General features: G+C 32.8%; 14 protein-coding genes. 3 read left to right on the top strand and 11 right to left on the bottom strand.

The window, feature by feature from the left end; all coding sequences use genetic code 11:
- Positions 1-313 precede the first annotated feature (313 nt).
- Positions 314-1351 carry a tetraacyldisaccharide 4'-kinase gene (gene lpxK, locus BUB42_RS03165; RefSeq protein ID WP_073017110.1) on the top strand — a complete coding sequence of 346 codons (1038 nt, stop codon included), beginning with the start codon at positions 314-316 and terminating at the stop codon, positions 1349-1351.
- Complete coding sequence (locus BUB42_RS03160; protein ID WP_073017108.1) at positions 1323-2135, top strand: purine-nucleoside phosphorylase; 813 nt, start codon at positions 1323-1325, stop codon at positions 2133-2135. The genes lpxK and BUB42_RS03160 overlap by 29 nt, the downstream gene beginning before the upstream one ends.
- Before the next feature lie 4 nt (positions 2136-2139).
- Here the strand turns inward: BUB42_RS03160 and BUB42_RS03155 are convergent, their stop codons facing one another.
- The 6 genes from BUB42_RS03155 to BUB42_RS03130 all read right to left on the bottom strand — a co-directional run bounded on the left by BUB42_RS03155 (position 2140) and on the right by BUB42_RS03130 (position 9326).
- On the bottom strand, positions 2140-4305 hold the full coding sequence (locus BUB42_RS03155; protein ID WP_073017106.1) for a tetratricopeptide repeat-containing hybrid sensor histidine kinase/response regulator: 2166 nt from the start codon (positions 4303-4305) through the stop codon (positions 2140-2142).
- Between the two features lie 16 nt (positions 4306-4321).
- A complete protein-coding gene (gap, locus tag BUB42_RS03150; RefSeq protein WP_073017104.1) occupies positions 4322-5326 on the bottom strand; it encodes a type I glyceraldehyde-3-phosphate dehydrogenase in 1005 nt (334 codons plus the stop codon).
- A 35-nt stretch (positions 5327-5361) separates the two neighbouring features.
- A complete protein-coding gene (lipA, locus tag BUB42_RS03145) occupies positions 5362-6261 on the bottom strand; it encodes a lipoyl synthase (RefSeq protein WP_073017102.1) in 900 nt (299 codons plus the stop codon).
- Between the two features lie 412 nt (positions 6262-6673).
- Positions 6674-7504 (bottom strand): energy transducer TonB, encoded by an 831-nt coding sequence (locus tag BUB42_RS03140; RefSeq protein WP_073017100.1) that lies wholly within the window; start codon positions 7502-7504, stop codon positions 6674-6676.
- Between the two features lie 173 nt (positions 7505-7677).
- Positions 7678-8229 carry an RNA polymerase sigma factor gene (locus BUB42_RS03135; protein ID WP_073017098.1) on the bottom strand — a complete coding sequence of 184 codons (552 nt, stop codon included), beginning with the start codon at positions 8227-8229 and terminating at the stop codon, positions 7678-7680.
- Positions 8220-9326, bottom strand: coding sequence for a glycosyltransferase (locus BUB42_RS03130; protein WP_073017096.1), 1107 nt, complete (start codon positions 9324-9326; stop codon positions 8220-8222). The genes BUB42_RS03135 and BUB42_RS03130 overlap by 10 nt, the downstream gene beginning before the upstream one ends.
- A gap of 713 nt (positions 9327-10039) precedes the next feature.
- Between BUB42_RS03130 and BUB42_RS03125 the strand changes: the two genes are divergently transcribed.
- On the top strand, positions 10040-10477 hold the full coding sequence (locus BUB42_RS03125; protein ID WP_244533873.1) for a cupin domain-containing protein: 438 nt from the start codon (positions 10040-10042) through the stop codon (positions 10475-10477).
- 416 nt (positions 10478-10893) lie between these two features.
- Here BUB42_RS03125 and murB read toward each other — a convergent pair whose 3' ends face one another.
- Genes murB through BUB42_RS03100 form a run of 5 tightly spaced genes read right to left on the bottom strand, consistent with a single transcriptional unit; the run spans position 10894 to position 16255 of the window.
- A complete protein-coding gene (gene murB / locus BUB42_RS03120) occupies positions 10894-11907 on the bottom strand; it encodes a UDP-N-acetylmuramate dehydrogenase (RefSeq protein ID WP_073017094.1) in 1014 nt (337 codons plus the stop codon).
- Between the two features lie 40 nt (positions 11908-11947).
- Positions 11948-13795, bottom strand: coding sequence for an asparagine synthase (glutamine-hydrolyzing) (asnB, locus tag BUB42_RS03115; protein WP_073017092.1), 1848 nt, complete (start codon positions 13793-13795; stop codon positions 11948-11950).
- Between the two features lie 2 nt (positions 13796-13797).
- Positions 13798-14865: a glycosyltransferase gene (locus BUB42_RS03110; RefSeq protein WP_073017091.1), complete on the bottom strand. Its 1068-nt coding sequence runs from the start codon at positions 14863-14865 to the stop codon at positions 13798-13800.
- Positions 14866-14879: 14 nt separating this feature from the next.
- On the bottom strand, positions 14880-15551 hold the full coding sequence (locus tag BUB42_RS03105; RefSeq protein WP_073017089.1) for a DUF2461 domain-containing protein: 672 nt from the start codon (positions 15549-15551) through the stop codon (positions 14880-14882).
- Positions 15552-15556: 5 nt separating this feature from the next.
- Positions 15557-16255, bottom strand: coding sequence for a thioredoxin domain-containing protein (locus BUB42_RS03100; protein ID WP_073017087.1), 699 nt, complete (start codon positions 16253-16255; stop codon positions 15557-15559).
- Positions 16256-16282: the final 27 nt, after the last annotated feature.

Genomic DNA, 16282 nt, shown 5'->3' with positions numbered 1-16282 from the left:
CAATTTTATAACAGTCAATCGTATATTTAGGTGTTCAATTTGCCCTTTGTATCCCATAAAAACTTTCGCCCGTATTTGTATTTTTCGCAGTTTTTTCCTAATCTCGCATTTATAATAACAGCTACACCTTTTTTTCTTGCTTTTGCATTTTCAGTAACGCCTTTTGCTTTATCATTTTTTTGCAATTGGCTGTGTAGAAAGTTTTACTAAAGCTAAGAATGAAATGTAAAAACAACAAGACCAAATATAAATCATTTGATGAAATAAAAAGGATTAAATTCGTCGTTTCAGATCAAATTGCTATTTTCGCGCTATGAACTTTCTTAGAAAAATACTCTTTCCTTTCTCCATTTTATATGGTTTGATTACGTGTATTCGGAATATTCTATTTGATAATGATATTTTAAAATCACATTCATTTGATGTGCCTATTATTGCTGTTGGGAATCTAAGTGTTGGAGGCACTGGTAAAACTCCTCAAATTGAATATTTGATTCGGTTGCTGTGTGATAAATATAAAGTTGCAACTCTAAGTCGGGGTTATAAAAGGCAATCTTCTGGTTTTATTTTGGCACAAACCAATACTACTGCAGCAATTCTAGGTGACGAGCCTTTTCAATTTTTTAATAAATTCCCAAATATTCAAGTTGCAGTTGATGCCGATCGAAAAAAAGGTATCGAACAATTGCTTTTGCAAAAAAACAAACCAGACATTATTTTGCTGGACGACGCTTTTCAACACCGAAAAGTCAAAGCAGGATTATACATTTTACTAACTTCGTACGGAGATCTTTATGTAAATGATTTTATTTTGCCCACCGGAAACTTACGTGAAAGTAGCAGTGGTGCTCAGCGAGCCTCTATAATTATTGTTACAAAATGCCCTTCCTCGCTTTCAATTGAGGAACAACAAATGATCAGAAATAAGTTAAAACTTTCCGAAAAACAAGAATTATATTTTACTTTTATCAGTTATGATAATTTTATCCTAAGCGAAAGTCGCAAAGTGAAAGTTGATGAAATTAAAACAACTCCCAAAGTACTACTTGCAGGAATTGCAAAGCCAGATTCATTTTTTGCCTTTTTTGATAATAAAAATGATATCTGTTTGTCTTTTCCAGATCATCATCATTTTACAGATAAAGACATTTTAAAAATTAAAAATTTAGCTCAAAACAAAATCATTATTTCGACCGAGAAAGATTATGTAAGATTAAAAGGAATTTTACCAGGCGGACAACTTTTTTATTTACCAATACAAAGTCGTTTTCTTTCCAAATCTGCATCCTCGGGGGATAATTTTGATAAAACAATTTTAAATTATGTGGGAACAAGTTCAAGAAACCGTTAATTTTATTAACGAGAAAATCAATTTCAAGCCAGAATATGGTGTAATATTAGGATCGGGATTAGGCAGTTTTACTGAAGAAATGAACGTAGAACATTCTTTGCCTTACGATGAAATTCCAAATTTTCCGGTATCAACTGTTCAAGGTCATAAAGGTGCGTTAGTTTTTGGAACAATTGGCGATAAAAAAGTAGTGGCAATGCAAGGAAGATTTCATTTTTATGAAGGATATTCGATGACCGAAGTTACTTTTCCAGTGCGTGTGATGAAATTTTTAGGTGTGCAGAAATTAGTAGTTTCTAATGCATCCGGTGGTGTAAATCCAAATTATAAAGTGGGCTCCATTGTTATGATTACAGATCACATTAATATGACACCAGAACACCCTTTACGTGGAAAAAATGACGAACGTTTTGGACCGCGATTTGTAAATATGAGCGAACCGTATTCTAGAAAAATGATTGCGAAAACAACTGAGTTAGCGCAACAGCTAAATATTGAGGTGCAGGAGGGAATATATTTAGGATTGCAAGGACCAACATTTGAAACATTAGCCGAATATAAAATGGTAAAAATTCTCGGTGCTGACTGCGTAGGAATGTCAACTGTTCCAGAAGTTATTGTTGCGCGTCATATGGATTTAGAAACTTTTGGAATATCAGTAATTACGGATATGGGTAACGAAGAAAGTATCGGTACAATCTCTCATGATGAAGTTTTAGAAGCTGCTAAAGCCGCAGAACCAAAAGTTAGAAGTTTAATTAAGGAGTTAATTCTAAACTACTAGAATTTTAAATGTGCTCAGCAATTACAGTATAAAATTCCTCTGGGATGAACGGTTTTGTGATCACTTCATTCATTCCAAAGGATAATAACATTTCTCTGTTTTCGTGAAGTGATATGGCAGTCAAAGCAATTATAGGAGTAATTTTATCAAAATTGCGAATCATTTCTGCTGCAATCGTTCCGTTAATTCCTGGGAGATGAACATCCATCAAAATCAAATCAAATTTATTATGTCTCGCTGAATGAATTGCATCTTCACCATTGTCAATGATTTCACAAATTATATTTTTATTGTGAAGCATTTTTTTGGTAATCATTTGGTTGATTTTATTATCTTCAACTAATAATATTTTTTTATTTTTTAGTTTTTCATTATAATCAATTTTTGACAGTTTAACCACAGGTAATAGCTGCTCACCAATTTGAAAAGCTAAGTTAAACGAAAACGTACTACCTTGATTTACAACACTTTTTACGCTTATTTTTCCACCAAGTATTTTTATTAATTTCTTGACAATCGTTAATCCTAATCCTGTTCCACCATATTTACGGTTAACTTCGATTGAACCTTGAGAAAAACTTTCGAAAACACTTTCTAATTTATCTTCTGGTATCCCAATACCCGTATCGCTGATTTCAAAATATAAATTTGCCTCCTCTTCAGAACTGTCGGTTTGTTTTACAATTACTTTAACTTCACCATTTTTACTAAATTTTAAAGCATTATTTATTAAGTTTAAAATTATTTGAGACAATTTAGTTGGATCACCAATCAAATAATCTGGAATCGCACGATCAATTTCGAAAATCAAACTATTTTTATTGGTTAAAGCGAGCTCTTTTAGCGAATTTCGAATACCTGATAAAAGTACTTTTAAATCAAAATTTATTTCCTCGATTTGGGTGCTGTGAGATTCAATTTTATTTATTTCTAAGATTTCATTAATAAATCTTGTTAAATAATCTCCAGAAAATTTTAGAGAAGATAAATAATCCATTTGAGTTTTTCGGGGATTTTCCTCTAGTAATAAATGTGCAATTCCGTTAATTGCGTTCAACGGTGTGCGAAGTTCGTGGCTTACTGTTGAGAGAAACTCTGCCCTTGCCTGCGATGCCTTTTCCGCTTTATTCTTCGCAATTTCTAATTCGTTATTCTTATCTTGAAGTAATAAGTTAGACTGAATTCTTATTTTGTTGTTTTTATATAAGGAAAGACTCAACAAAGACAAAATTGAAATGATAGCAATAGCAAAAATACTAATCAGTTTAGAGAATTTAGCGGTTTTCTCTTGCTCTTTTATTGCTTGTGCAGTTTTAATAACTTCCTTTAAGCTTTCTGCCTCTTGAAATTTTGTGTAGTCATCTATTCCAAGTCGTAAACTGTTTCTTATAGAAATGCTCTCGTTGACATTGATATGTTGCTTTAAATAAGAATACGCCGTTTTTTTATCTAGCATTCTCTCAAAAACGTTACTCAGTGCAAGTAATAACTTAGATCTTTGTTCAAAATTTTCTGAAAATCCATTTAATTGCAAACCTTTTTTAAAATAATTGTTAGCTAAGAAAAGGCGGTTATTTTTTTCTTCAATTACGCCCATCTGATAAAAAGCCTCCGATCTAGTATCTAAAACTATAAGATCATTTGGCAATACAAGTATAGCTTTGAAAATTGGCAACGCAAGATCCATTCTGTTTTTAGCAGCATAAATTTTACCTTTTTGTAAACTAATTAGTGGTAGTGCTTCTTTTGCATCAAGAAACGTAAGAATTACTTTGCTGATATTAAAGTAGAGATTAGCTCGCTCGAAATTTTTTGTAGCCATAAAACATAAACCTAACGTGTAATATGCTGCTGCTTGTTTTGTGTTTTGTTCTTGTTTCGAAAACAAAACAATACTTTTTGATAGTGATGCGATAGCATCGTTGTACTTATTTATGTTAAAATATAACTTTCCTAATTTATAATTTTCAGAAGCTTGGACAGCATTATTATCCTTCTCTTCTGCTGCAATAATCGCTTTCTTCGTTAGTGCTAAAGCCTCTCTATAATTATTATTTATAACAACAGGGTAATTTGATCCGCTATAGTACGCAAAGCGATCTGCACTCTCTGATTTTTGAGAGTACAATATTGTGTTTAAAAAAAGTAAGTAAACACAGATCCATTTCATTTGCTACCGGTTTTTTTTATTTGCTTTTGATGTTTGTCAATTTAATTAAGTCAATAATTCTAGAGGAATATCCTATTTCATTATCGTACCAACCTACTACTTTTACCATTTTTTCGATAACGGAGGTTAGTTGTGCATCAAATATACATGAATTTCTATTGCCAATAACATCGACGGACACAATTGGATCTTCAGTGTATTCTAAAATGCCTTTTAGCGTAGTGTTTGCCGCAGTTTTAAATGCTAAATTTATTTCTTCAATAGTAACCGCTCTATTTACATTAAAGGTGATATCAGTCAAAGAACCATCGGGAACCGGTACTCTTATACCGCAACCGCCAATTTTCCCTTCGAATTCTGGGAATATTTTTGTCAAAGCTTTTGCAGCGCCTGTTGTTGTAGGAACTATAGACTGACTCGCGCCGCGCGCTCGACGTAAGTCTTTGTGCGGTTGATCGTGCAAACTTTGATCTGTTGTATAAGAATGAATTGTTGTAATATATGCTTGCTTTATTCCACAAAGTTCATCAATAACTTTCATCATTGGTGCGGCATTATTTGTAGTACAACTAGCGTTAGAAATTATTGTTTCGGTGCCATCAAGGATTTTGTCATTCACACCAAGAACTACCGTTTTTATAGAGTCACATTCAGAGGGAGCAGAAAGAATTACTTTTTTGGCACCAGCCAAAATATGCGCATTCAATTCATCAAATGTTTTGAATTTCCCCGTTGATTCAATAACGTAATCAATGTTAATACTTTTCCAGTCAAGATTAATAATCTTCTTTTCATGAAAAAATAAATACTGTTTTCCATCAACAATAATCCCCTTGTCATCACTGCTCACAGTATATGGTAAAACCCCGTGAATACTATCGTATTTTATTAAATGAGCCATTGTTTTTGTGTTAGCAACATCATTTATGGCAATGACTTCAATTTCGGGATGGTTTATAAGTAATCTAAATAAATTTCGTCCTATTCTTCCAAAACCGTTAATAGCAATTCTTGTTTTCAATTTTTTAATTTTTTTCCTTTTTAAGTGGTAGAGGATTATAGAATATGTTTTTGAGCTTTGTATGATGATCGCACTAATGGTCCGCTTTCAACGTGACGGAAACCAAGTTCTAAACCATACTTTTCATATTTTTCGAATTGTTCAGGAGTAATAAATTCTTTAACTGGCAAGTGTTTTTTACTAGGTTGCAAGTACTGTCCAATTGTTACAATATCAACATTTACAGCGCGTAAATCACGCATCGTTTGATACACTTCCTCTTCAAGTTCACCTAGGCCAAGCATAATCCCCGACTTAGTTCTATTAATTCCTTTTTCTTTTAAATAGCGTAAAACTTCTAAACTTTTATCATATTTTGCTTGAATTCGCACTTCACGAGTCAACCTACGCACAGTTTCTACATTATGTGAAACTACTTCAGGGTTAGCCTCGACAATGCGATCAATATTTCTTTCATTGCCTTGAAAGTCAGGAATCAATGTTTCTAGCGTAGTAGTAGGATTCATTCTTCTAATGGCTTTTACCGTCTCAATCCAAATGATAGAACCGCCATCTTTCAAGTCATCTCTATCCACGCTGGTAATTACGGCATGTTTTATCTTCATGATTTTGATAGAACGCGCCACTTTCTCTGGTTCATCCCAATCAACCGTTTCAGGTCGTCCCGTTTTTACACCACAAAAACCGCATGAACGCGTACATATATTTCCTAATATCATAAATGTCGCCGTTCCTTCGCCCCAGCATTCGCCCATATTAGGGCAACTGCCTGAAGTACATATTGTATTCAAGCTATATTTATCAACTAAACTGCGGAGTTCAGTATATTTCTGGCCTATTGGAAGTTTTACCTTCAACCATTTTGGCTTGGCTAATGGTTGTTCAGTTTTATTGAGGGTTGTAACAGCTAAAGTATTTTCTAAAACAGTTTCCATATATTATTTTTAAGACTGCAAAGATAAGGAATGTAGTTTATTTGTTCAATGGTTTGCGCTTTTATTTAAACAAAATTCAATAGTTCTTTTAGGAGCAGCTGTTTTTATTTTTTCATTTTTAAATGGTCCTGCTTTCGCCATTATTTCTCCGTTGCACTGCGAGGATATCTCCAGACGCTTCGGGATCATCAGAGCTCTAATATACGTTTTGAAGTCCTAAAGTTCGTTTTTTTTAAAAAACTAGTAAGTTGCACTAAACGTTTTCTGCTTTGTAGATTTATCATAAAAAATAATTGTTGATAAAGGCCAACAAGTTTGAGCCATAAAAAACTAAACTACAAGAAAAGATAATATAGATCAAACTAAAAAAGCAGCATCTTGCGATACTGCTTTTAAAATTTCATATTATTAATTACTGCATTTGCACCGAAATAGGTAAGTTATATGCAGTGCGAACCGCTTTGCCTCCGAGCATTCCGGGAATCCATTTAGTTCGCAATGATTTTAGCACTCTAATAGCTTCTTTTCCCAAACCGTAGCCAGGATCTTTTAAAACTTGAATATCAGTCATTTTTCCATCTTTTTCGATGACAAACGAAACAAAAATGCGCATAGTATTTGTAGTATTTTCGATTTCTGGTTTTTCAAAATTATTACCTACATAGGAATAAAATTTACTGATGCCTCCAGGAAATTCTGGTAGTTTATCAAGTACTCCGCTATTGACAATGTTATTTTCGTTATATGCTACAGCAATAGGATTTATTGATGCGCCATTTCCATCAGCAGGAGCAGGATTTAAACCTGTTATTCCTGATCCATCATTAGCTAAAGTTGTTGTATTTTTATAATCAATATTTTTTGCAATATCTGGTGTGGCTGTAGTCGCTTCAACAATTTCAGGATTGCGCAATTGTATCGTTTTGACAATTTCTGTTGCTGGGATACTTTTTACCGCCGGAAGTGTTTCCATCGGTTTAGGCTCGTTTGGTTTTACACTAGATAATTGGACAATTTTATCAATAATTTCTGGTGTAATTGTAATTACTTGCACATCAGGATTAATGTAATTTAAAATTTTAGGGATTGTCATTGCTCCAAATAGAAGTGCCACTCCAGTAAAAAGCGCTAAAAATGAAGTTTTTGCGCTATCTTGACGCAATTGATATGCGCCGTACTTTTTGTTTCTGTCTTGAAAAACTAAATCAATCCAGCCGGTTTCGTAAATACTTAATTTTGACATAATGTGTGGTTTTTAATGGTTAAGTAGCATTCACATCATAAGCAAACGGTGTTTTAATTACCAACGCATAAATAAGAATTTTAGTATCAATATTTTATTTTTTTTCTTAAAGATAAAAAAATATTATTAGCAAAATAGTAGTTGTTTAATTAAATTCTTCCCGATAATGAATTTTACCGTTTGTTTCGTATAATTTCAGCCAGTAGTTTTTTGGCGCGAAGCAATTTGACTTTCACATTACTTAATGGTTCATCGATTTTAGTAGCGATTTCTTGGTAACTCAACTCTTGAAAATACCGTAACTGAATTACCTCCTGATAATGCGGTTTTAGTTCTTTAATATACTGCAGTAAGAGTGAAAGATTTTGCTCAGTGATTAATTCATCTTCGGCAGATGGAGTTGTATCTGCGATATTATAAGCTTGTTGGTTTTCGTCGTCAGTGATTTCAATAAAAAGACTGGCTTTTCTTTTGCGTAATAAATCAATATGTACGTTTTTTGCAATAGCGATAAGCCAAGTATTGAATTGAAATTCGGGGTTGTAAGTGATTATTTTGTCAAACGCTTTCGAGAAAGTTTCAATGGTAATGTCTTCGGCAGTAGTTTCATTTTCGGTACGCTTAAGCATGAAACCATAAACTTCATTCCAATAGTGATTCAATAGAAAAGTGAAGGCCACTTGATCGCCTTGTTTTGCCTTTTCTATTTGTTGTTTTACTTCCACTGTACTGGTTTTGAGAATACGTTTGTGATAAAAATATTTATTTGAGTAAGTACGAGCGTCAGTTCAATTATTGGATACAAATAAACGACATCTTTTTCTTTTAATTTTGCAGCCGAAAATCCTATCACTAACCACGTTACTAAATAACGAAGTCCTATCAAACTTAGTACAAGAATCCATTCAAATTCCCATAATAATAAAATTATTGGCAATATTAAAAATAAAAATTGGGAAAAGTAGAAGACTCCAAGTTGAATTTTATCAAATGTTTTATAATAATTTGCAGTAGCGATGTGACGTCTTTTCTGTATGAACCACTCTTTATAAGTCGTTTTAGGTTTTGAAAGTGTGAAACTTTCAGCAGCGTATACAATTGTTGTATTTCTAGATTTAGCAGCTTCATTGATGAATAAATCATCATCACCAGAGCGAACATGAATATGAGAAATAAAGCCGTTTACATTATAAAACTCTTCTTTTTTATAGGCTAAATTTCTTCCAACTCCCATGTATGCGCGTCCCGTTTTTGCCCATGAAAAATACTGAATTGCGGTGATTAAAGTCTCAAAACGAATTACTTTATTTAAATAGGAATTAGCAATTGTCTCATATTTACCGTAGCCTAAAACAATAGTTTTTTGCATCGTGATTTGCGAACTCATTGCAGTAATCCAATCCTTAGAAGTAGGATAACAATCAGCATCTGTGAATAACAGGTATTCTTTTTGGGCGGCTTTTATTCCGAGAGTTAACGCGTACTTTTTGTTTCCCCAAAAAGCTTCATTATTTTGAACTTTTACTAAACGAATATTAGAATGCTGTTTTTCATACGTTTCAAAAATTTCTAAAGTATTGTCGCTTGATGCGTCGTCAATCAAAACAATTTCAAAATCAGGGTAATCTTGTTCTATTAACAATGGAATAAAATTGCTAACATTTTCTGCTTCATTTTTGGCGCAAACTATTACTGAAATAGAAACTATTTTTGGAGTTATAATTTGTGCTTTCGCGAAAGCAAATTTTCCAAAGATTCCAAGGTAAAACAAAATTTGAACTGCAACGATAATAATAAAAAAGTAAAGAATAAGTATAAGCATTTTGAGTTTAGTGAGTTTTTAAATGCCCGAAATTTCGGGAGGTGCAAAGGTATGAATACAAATAGGAATTGTTAAAGAGAATATGTGAATTTCGAAAAGAATTTATACTCTCTATTTTCTCATCTTATTTGTAATAACTATTTTTGATTCAGTTATTTTTTCTGACGTAGAAATTATGGTGTAATGATTTTCTTTTTTCCTTTTTAAGATTTTTTTTTAGCTTGGTTCTCGATTATTTCAATTTTTAATGCAAGGAAACCTCACAATTAAATAATGGGTTTTCAAATAAATTTTTACATGAACAAAGTTCTTAGTATTTTTTTGTACTTATAAAATAGTTTTTTTATGGATTCGATTAAGCTTTTTACCGCTATAATTTTCATTTTCCCTCTTAAATGAACTGCAAAACATCTTTGTGTTGATGCATTTTTAAGGTTGTTTTTAGTCAATTTTTAATAGCGACTAATCGACTGTTTTTTTTCGCTTCAAAAAAACGAAGATAAGTAAATAGTTTTTCATTGACTACAAAACTAACAAATGGGTAGAACAACTTTTTCTCTTGGATATGTTAACTAAGTTACACTGAGAAGCTGTTTTATAATTATATTTTTTTTTAAAGTGTTGATAATCAGATTTATTTATCTATCTTGGATGTGTAGTATGAAAATTTTTATTTTATTCTAACAAATGGTTTTTGTCCATAATGGAGTATAATGAAACACTTTCTGCTTTCCTTGATAAATATAATTAAAACAAATGAAATTATGAAAATTGCTAAAGATGAGATTGATGTGAAAATGCAAATTCCCGGAGCTGTTCTTAGAGTAAAAACTGATTTTGGAGATGCTACTGGTTTTGGTAAGATTAGCGGCGAGTATTTTAGCCTTGCTCAGGGAGTCGATACTACTCCCTTATTTATAGGACTAGAAGGAAATTTATGCCAGTGTCCACATTGGGGATATATCGTGAGTGGTCAAGTAACTACTACAGATGCTAGCGGAGCAGAAGAGACCGTAAATTCAAACGATCTTTTTTATTGGCCAGCAGGGCATAATGTTAAGGTCATTGCAGATGCAGAAATTGTTATGTTTAGCCCTCAGCACGAACACATTCATGTAATTGATCATATGATTGAAATGACCAAAGGGTGAATCCTAAATTTTACAACGAAAATGATCGAGTTTTCTCATAATAGTTCAAGAGGACGAAATATTCCTGTAAGTTTTTGAAAATACTCTTAAATATGGTCTTGACCTGAAAAAAAATGGAAGTGTAAATTGTTCTATGATCTTCTCTGTATTAAAGATGCTGGACTTTTATAAATTTCACCAATTTCAAAGCAATATTTACTGTATAGAACGCGACATTGTTGAGAATGAGTATAAGAAGAAAGCTATTTTATTGAAGAAATTTTTTAATTTTTTGCTGATTTTCGTTTTTTATAGATTGCTGGAGTAAATAGCTTGAGCCTGTGACCAAGTATTGTTAAAATAACATTTAGATATTGACAATTTGAAATAAATTTATCTTCTACTTCTTATTTGAACTAAATATGGAATGCAAGAACTTAAATCACATTTACTTCAGCTTCAATATAAATACCAAATTTTTTAAATATTGTATCTTGAATGTTTCTCGAAATTTCTAGAATTTCTTGCCCAGTTGCATTGCCATAATTTACTAAAACTAAGGCTTGATTTTTATGAATCCCTGCGTCACCAAAACGCTTTCCCTTAAATCCGGCTTGTTCAATAAGCCAACCTGCCGGAACTTTTACCTCGGTTTCTGAAATATCGTAGTATTTCATTTCAGGAAATTGCTTATGAATTTTTTCAAATTCCGATTTTAGTAGAATAGGATTTTTAAAAAAACTACCGCTATTTCCAAGCTCTTTTGGATCTGGTAATTTACTTTTTCTGATCGCAATTACTGCATCACTAACGTCTTTTAATGATGGCTTCGTGATCTTATTCTTAGCCAACTCAGCAATTATATCTCCATAAGAAGTGTTGATTTTGTGATCCTTTTTAGTCAATTTAAAAACTACTGACGTAATTATGTAGTGATCTTTTACTTCATTTTTAAAGATACTTTCTCTGTAGCCAAAACTACATTCTTCTTTAGTAAAAGTTTTAGTTTCTTGGCTATCTATTGCTACAGCTTGACACGAAACAAAAGTGTCCTTGATTTCAGTTCCATAAGCACCTATATTTTGCACAGGCGTTGTACCTACATTTCCCGGAATGAGCGACATGTTTTCTAATCCGCCAAAATTGTGATCGATAGTGTAAAGTACAAATTCATGCCAGTTTTCGCCAGCTTGACTTTCTACCCAAACATAATTTTCATCCTCATCAATAATTTTTATTCCCTTTAAATCTATGTGAATCACTAAAGCGTCAATATCTTTTGTCAAAAGCATATTACTACCACCGCCTAAAATGAATTTTTTTTGCGTTTTGTTTTGATCTAAAACTAATTGTAATTCCTCAATAGAGTGAACGGCTATAAACTGCTTTGCTTTGGCTTCAATGCCAAAAGTATTAAGGTTTTTTAACGAATATTGATACTGGATTTCCATGAAAATTGCGCTTTTTTGAATCTGAATTCAAAAGTAAGAATTAAAATTTAGTTGTATAGGTTTTCATCCAGATATGCATCATGAATAGTGGCATTATGTAAGGTGTCATTTGAGTGTCGCCATTTTGTAATTGTTGCACTAATTTCTTTATATTGATGTGCTCAAAGTAAGGCATTTTGAAAACATCACTTTTTTTAAAAGACTCCAATTCATCTTTAAAAGCTGGACTTTGAGTGATATAATCTCCCCATGGTGCACTGAGACCTACTTTCTTAAATTTGAGGATTTCTTTAGGCAAACGATCCTCCATCGATTTTTTCAAGATATATTTCCATTTTTTTCCTTTAAAAAGCCAATTGTCATCCAGCGATCCCAGTCCAATAATTAATCTTGGGTCTAGAAATGGCTCTCTGCATTCTATTGAAGCACCCATTGTACAGCGGTCATTTCGATCAAGAAGTGAACATAAATAGGTATGTTGGTCAAAGTAAAGTGCTTGCCTTCGCAGATTTTTTGGATAGAGAGACTTTGCTTCCTTGTAAAGTTGCTTGCGATATTCGTTTTTTGGTGGTGCATTTATTCCAAAATTTTCCGCTATATCTTTTGGATAAATATTGCAGCCGTTAAATAAAATTAAATCCGAATTTGTTTCAATTTGTGAGTAACGGGCTAGTTTTTCATAGCGCGGTTTATTTTGCAAAAAGGAGGAATTACTAACGGTGGCAATGGACTGAAGTAATGTAGGATATTTTAATGGTTTGTAGCGTACATATCCGCCCATAAGTTCATCTGCGCCTTCGCCTGATAATAACACTTTAACTTTAGGTCTTGCCATTTGAGCAACTGCTAAAATATGTGGCTCACTTAGATGCATAACTGGTTCGTCTTGAAAATAAGTGGCACTCATTAATTTGTCAAAAAGATCTTGATTTTGCAGTTGCATCGTATGAAATCCATAATCCATTTTGTGAGCTAGTAGTTCTGCTAAGTGAGCTTCATTGTGTTTCTTCTCCTCAAAACCCATATTAAAAGCTTGAATATCTTGGAATTTTTGCTGATGCAGCGACGCTATAATTGATGAAGAATCAAGTCCGCCACTTAATAAAACCCCAACAGGAACATCACTTACCATGCGCAAACTCACTGCGTCGTCAAATGTTTCACGAAACCATTCAACGGGATTTTTTATTTCAGACTGATTGAGAATTTCTTCTTTTAGATTCCACCATTTTGTGGTGGTAACTTTTCCGCTTTCAGGTATTGTCATAAAATGTCCCGGAAGTAACTTGTATATATTTTGATACATCGTATTTTCTCCAGCAACAAACCGATTGAAAATATATTCTTCTAAACCGTTTTGCGCTATTTTTAGTGGAATACCAGCAGTAAAAAGTGCTTTTTGCTCTGATGCAAAATAAAAAGTTTCGTTGTAAAAAGAATAATATAGTGGTTTTACACCCATTCGATCCCGAACGACAGTAAGTTTTTTTTCTAATTTATCCCAAATCGCAAAAGCAAACATTCCGTTGAGGCGATGAAACATATTTACGCCATACAACTCAAATAATTTCATTAAAACCTCGGTATCCGACGATGTTTTAATATTGAAACCGTTACTTTTCAATTCGGAGTAAAATGTTGTAAAATTGTAAATTTCTCCGTTATAAGTCAGCACATATCGTCCGTTTTCTGATAAAAAAGGCTGATGTCCGGCAGTTGAAGTATCGAGGATGGAAAGACGTCTATGTCCCAATCCAATGTTTTTATCTATAAAAAATCCTTTGTCGTCTGGGCCTCGATGTTCAAGCGAATCGCGCATTTTAAGTAAAACACGTTCGTCAACATTTTTTTGCGATTGCAAGTGTAAAATTCCATTAATTCCGCACATATTTACTTAGTAGTATATAAATTGATTAAATTGTGATATTTATTGGAAATAATTTTCATGTTTGTTTTGTAATTAGCTTTATGTTCAACGGTTTTTCTATTTATTAGAACCGCTTGTTCTCTATGAGTTTTATTTTCAAAAGACCAAATAAGTTCTTCCGCAAGAGCGTTACAATCATCAACTGGAACTAAATTTCCATTTTCACGGTGCTGGATCCAATTTCTATTTCCTGCGATATCAGTCACTATTGGATAGCAATTACAAGCCATTGCTTCAAATAAAGATGCCGAAACTCCTTCAGTTGTTGGCATGCTAATGTAAATATTGGACTCTTGTAATAATTGTGGTAATTGCGTATTTGGGATTCGACCCGTAAAAATCACTTTTTCATGTATTTTAATTTGTCTTGCTAACTGTTTTAAAATAGGAAGTTGCGTTCCGTCGCCAACAACAATTAGTAAAAAGTCAATTCCTTCTCTATTTAAAACACCAAAAGCTTTTAAAATAATATCGTGACGGTATTCAGGTAAAAGAGATCTTGTAACGATGGCACAAATTTTTTGTGGATTAGCGTTATTCTGATTTGCAAAGACATCTAAATCAATTCCCTTTGGTAAAACCAACACTTTATTCATATCAACATTTGATTCTTTCATCGTAAGTGTCATCACTTCACCCCAAGCATGAATTAAATCTGCTTGATTAAAAGCATAACCCTGAATTAACTTTTTAAAAGGAATTGTAACGGTCTTTGCAGGCCACAAATCAGTTTGACCTTGCTGTGCGATTGCCATTGGATGTATTCCTGTCATTGCCGCTAGAAAACCATAACTAGTTGTGCGTTCAGCGATAACCATATCAGGATTCTCTGTTTTAATTATTTTTTTTATTTTGAAAACAGCGAAGATAAATTCTAGTAATCTCAAAATGCGGTTCGTTTTATTATTACTGGGCGTTTTTAATTCCCAAGTTATAATTTCGAAATCGCCAAATTCCCTTAGGCCATTTATCCATGTTATGGCATCCGCTCGAAATGATTCGCCAAGAAAAAGTATTTTCTTTTTTTTCATCGATCCTACGTAAATTACTCAGAAGTTAAAGCGCGGTTGAGAAAATCGTTTAAAGGTTTTAAAACGATTAATTTTTGGCTCATTACAGCAACAAAATCTTTTTTTGTAGCTGCTGTTATTTCAATTTTTTGTGCTGATTCAAAGCTTTTTAATTTTAGTAAATCAATTGCGGGATGCTCTTTTTCATATCCTCTTGGCGGATTTTTCAATGTGTTTTTTTCCTCCCGAGCAAAATCGGTAAATTCTCTTTTAAAATCCTTTTCATCAAGAATTGCTTCTAAATCATCATAAAAAAAGGCGATTTCTTTGCGTATCTTTTTTAAATCACCTGCTTCTGGACAATACAATCCACCGGCAATAAAACTTGCTCCTTTCTCTAGATGAATATAATATCCGGAACGATTTTGACCTTTGGCTCCAGATGAAAACCAAAAACTTAAATGCGTTTTATAAGGTGTTTTGTCTTTTGAAAACCGAATATCACGATTGATTCTAAAAGTGCACTTTTTACCTTCTAGCATTTCTAGTGATGGATCGAGCGGCTTTAAAGCATCTAGCAAATCATTAGCTGTTTGTAAATAATCATTTTTAAAAATCTCGTATCTTTTTTTATTTTCTAAAAACCAATCCCGATTGTTATTAGCTTTTAAATCATCTAAGAATTGAAGTGTGTCTTTTGAAAGCATCGTAACTATTGTATTTGTTTTCGTAAATCATCTTCGCTAACAAAACCAGATTGTCTCCATTTTATTTCTTTCTTGTCATATAAAAGTAAGGTGGGAAGTTCACTAATTTTCATTTCGTTCATGAGCGTTTTATTTTTGTCGGCATCCAATCTGATAATTGTTACGTTGTCAGCAAATTCAGTTTGCATTGTTTTGACGTAAGGAGCCATTTTTTTGCAAGGTGCACACCATTCCGCGTAGAAATTAATCAGCACTTTTTTATCAGAATTTAGTAATTCACTATATTCTCGCGCTGTCATTCCTATTGCTTCAGTACTAGGTTTTGACAAACCTGCTGCATCCCATTTCAAAATCCCGCCTTGCAAGAGATAAATTTTAGTAAAGCCCAATTCTTCTAATTTTGTTGCAGCGCTTTGACTTCTTACACCACTTTTACAGTAAACAAATAGAGGTTTAGTTCTATCTAATTTGCTGGTGCCATCAATGAAATTATTTCCTAGCCAGTCAGCATTTACAGCCTGATCAATATGATCTGATGAAAATTCAGTTGCAGTTCTGACATCTAGAATTTGGGCATTTGGCGTGGCAACAATTTTTTCTGAAAAGGTTTTAGCATCTAAAATTTGGCTATTATTTGCTGTTTGACCATTACATGAAAATAGTATAAAAGATACAATTACTAGTAATATTGGATTAAATTTCAAGGTTATTATATTTAAAATTGATTGTGT

Source organism: Flavobacterium micromati (genome assembly GCF_900129585.1).
Taxonomy (GTDB): Bacteria; Bacteroidota; Bacteroidia; order Flavobacteriales; family Flavobacteriaceae; genus Flavobacterium; species Flavobacterium micromati.
Note: the sequence above shows the minus strand (reverse complement) of the source record. Positions and strands in the feature narration are given on the sequence as shown.

Bases quoted from the DNA above. Each gene is read 5' to 3' on its own strand.
- lpxK (WP_073017110.1), top strand. From the start codon at position 314: ATGAACTTTCTTAGAAAAATACTCTTTCCTTTCTCCATTTTATATGGT.
- BUB42_RS03160 (WP_073017108.1), top strand. From the start codon at position 1,323: ATGTGGGAACAAGTTCAAGAAACCGTTAATTTTATTAACGAGAAAATC.
- BUB42_RS03155 (WP_073017106.1), bottom strand. From the start codon at position 4,305: ATGAAATGGATCTGTGTTTACTTACTTTTTTTAAACACAATATTGTAC.
- lipA (WP_073017102.1), bottom strand. From the start codon at position 6,261: ATGGAAACTGTTTTAGAAAATACTTTAGCTGTTACAACCCTCAATAAA.
- BUB42_RS03140 (WP_073017100.1), bottom strand. From the start codon at position 7,504: ATGTCAAAATTAAGTATTTACGAAACCGGCTGGATTGATTTAGTTTTT.
- BUB42_RS03130 (WP_073017096.1), bottom strand. From the start codon at position 9,326: ATGCTTATACTTATTCTTTACTTTTTTATTATTATCGTTGCAGTTCAA.
- BUB42_RS03125 (WP_244533873.1), top strand. From the start codon at position 10,040: ATGAAACACTTTCTGCTTTCCTTGATAAATATAATTAAAACAAATGAA.
- murB (WP_073017094.1), bottom strand. From the start codon at position 11,907: ATGGAAATCCAGTATCAATATTCGTTAAAAAACCTTAATACTTTTGGC.
- asnB (WP_073017092.1), bottom strand. From the start codon at position 13,795: ATGTGCGGAATTAATGGAATTTTACACTTGCAATCGCAAAAAAATGTT.
- BUB42_RS03110 (WP_073017091.1), bottom strand. From the start codon at position 14,865: ATGAAAAAAAAGAAAATACTTTTTCTTGGCGAATCATTTCGAGCGGAT.
- BUB42_RS03105 (WP_073017089.1), bottom strand. From the start codon at position 15,551: ATGCTTTCAAAAGACACACTTCAATTCTTAGATGATTTAAAAGCTAAT.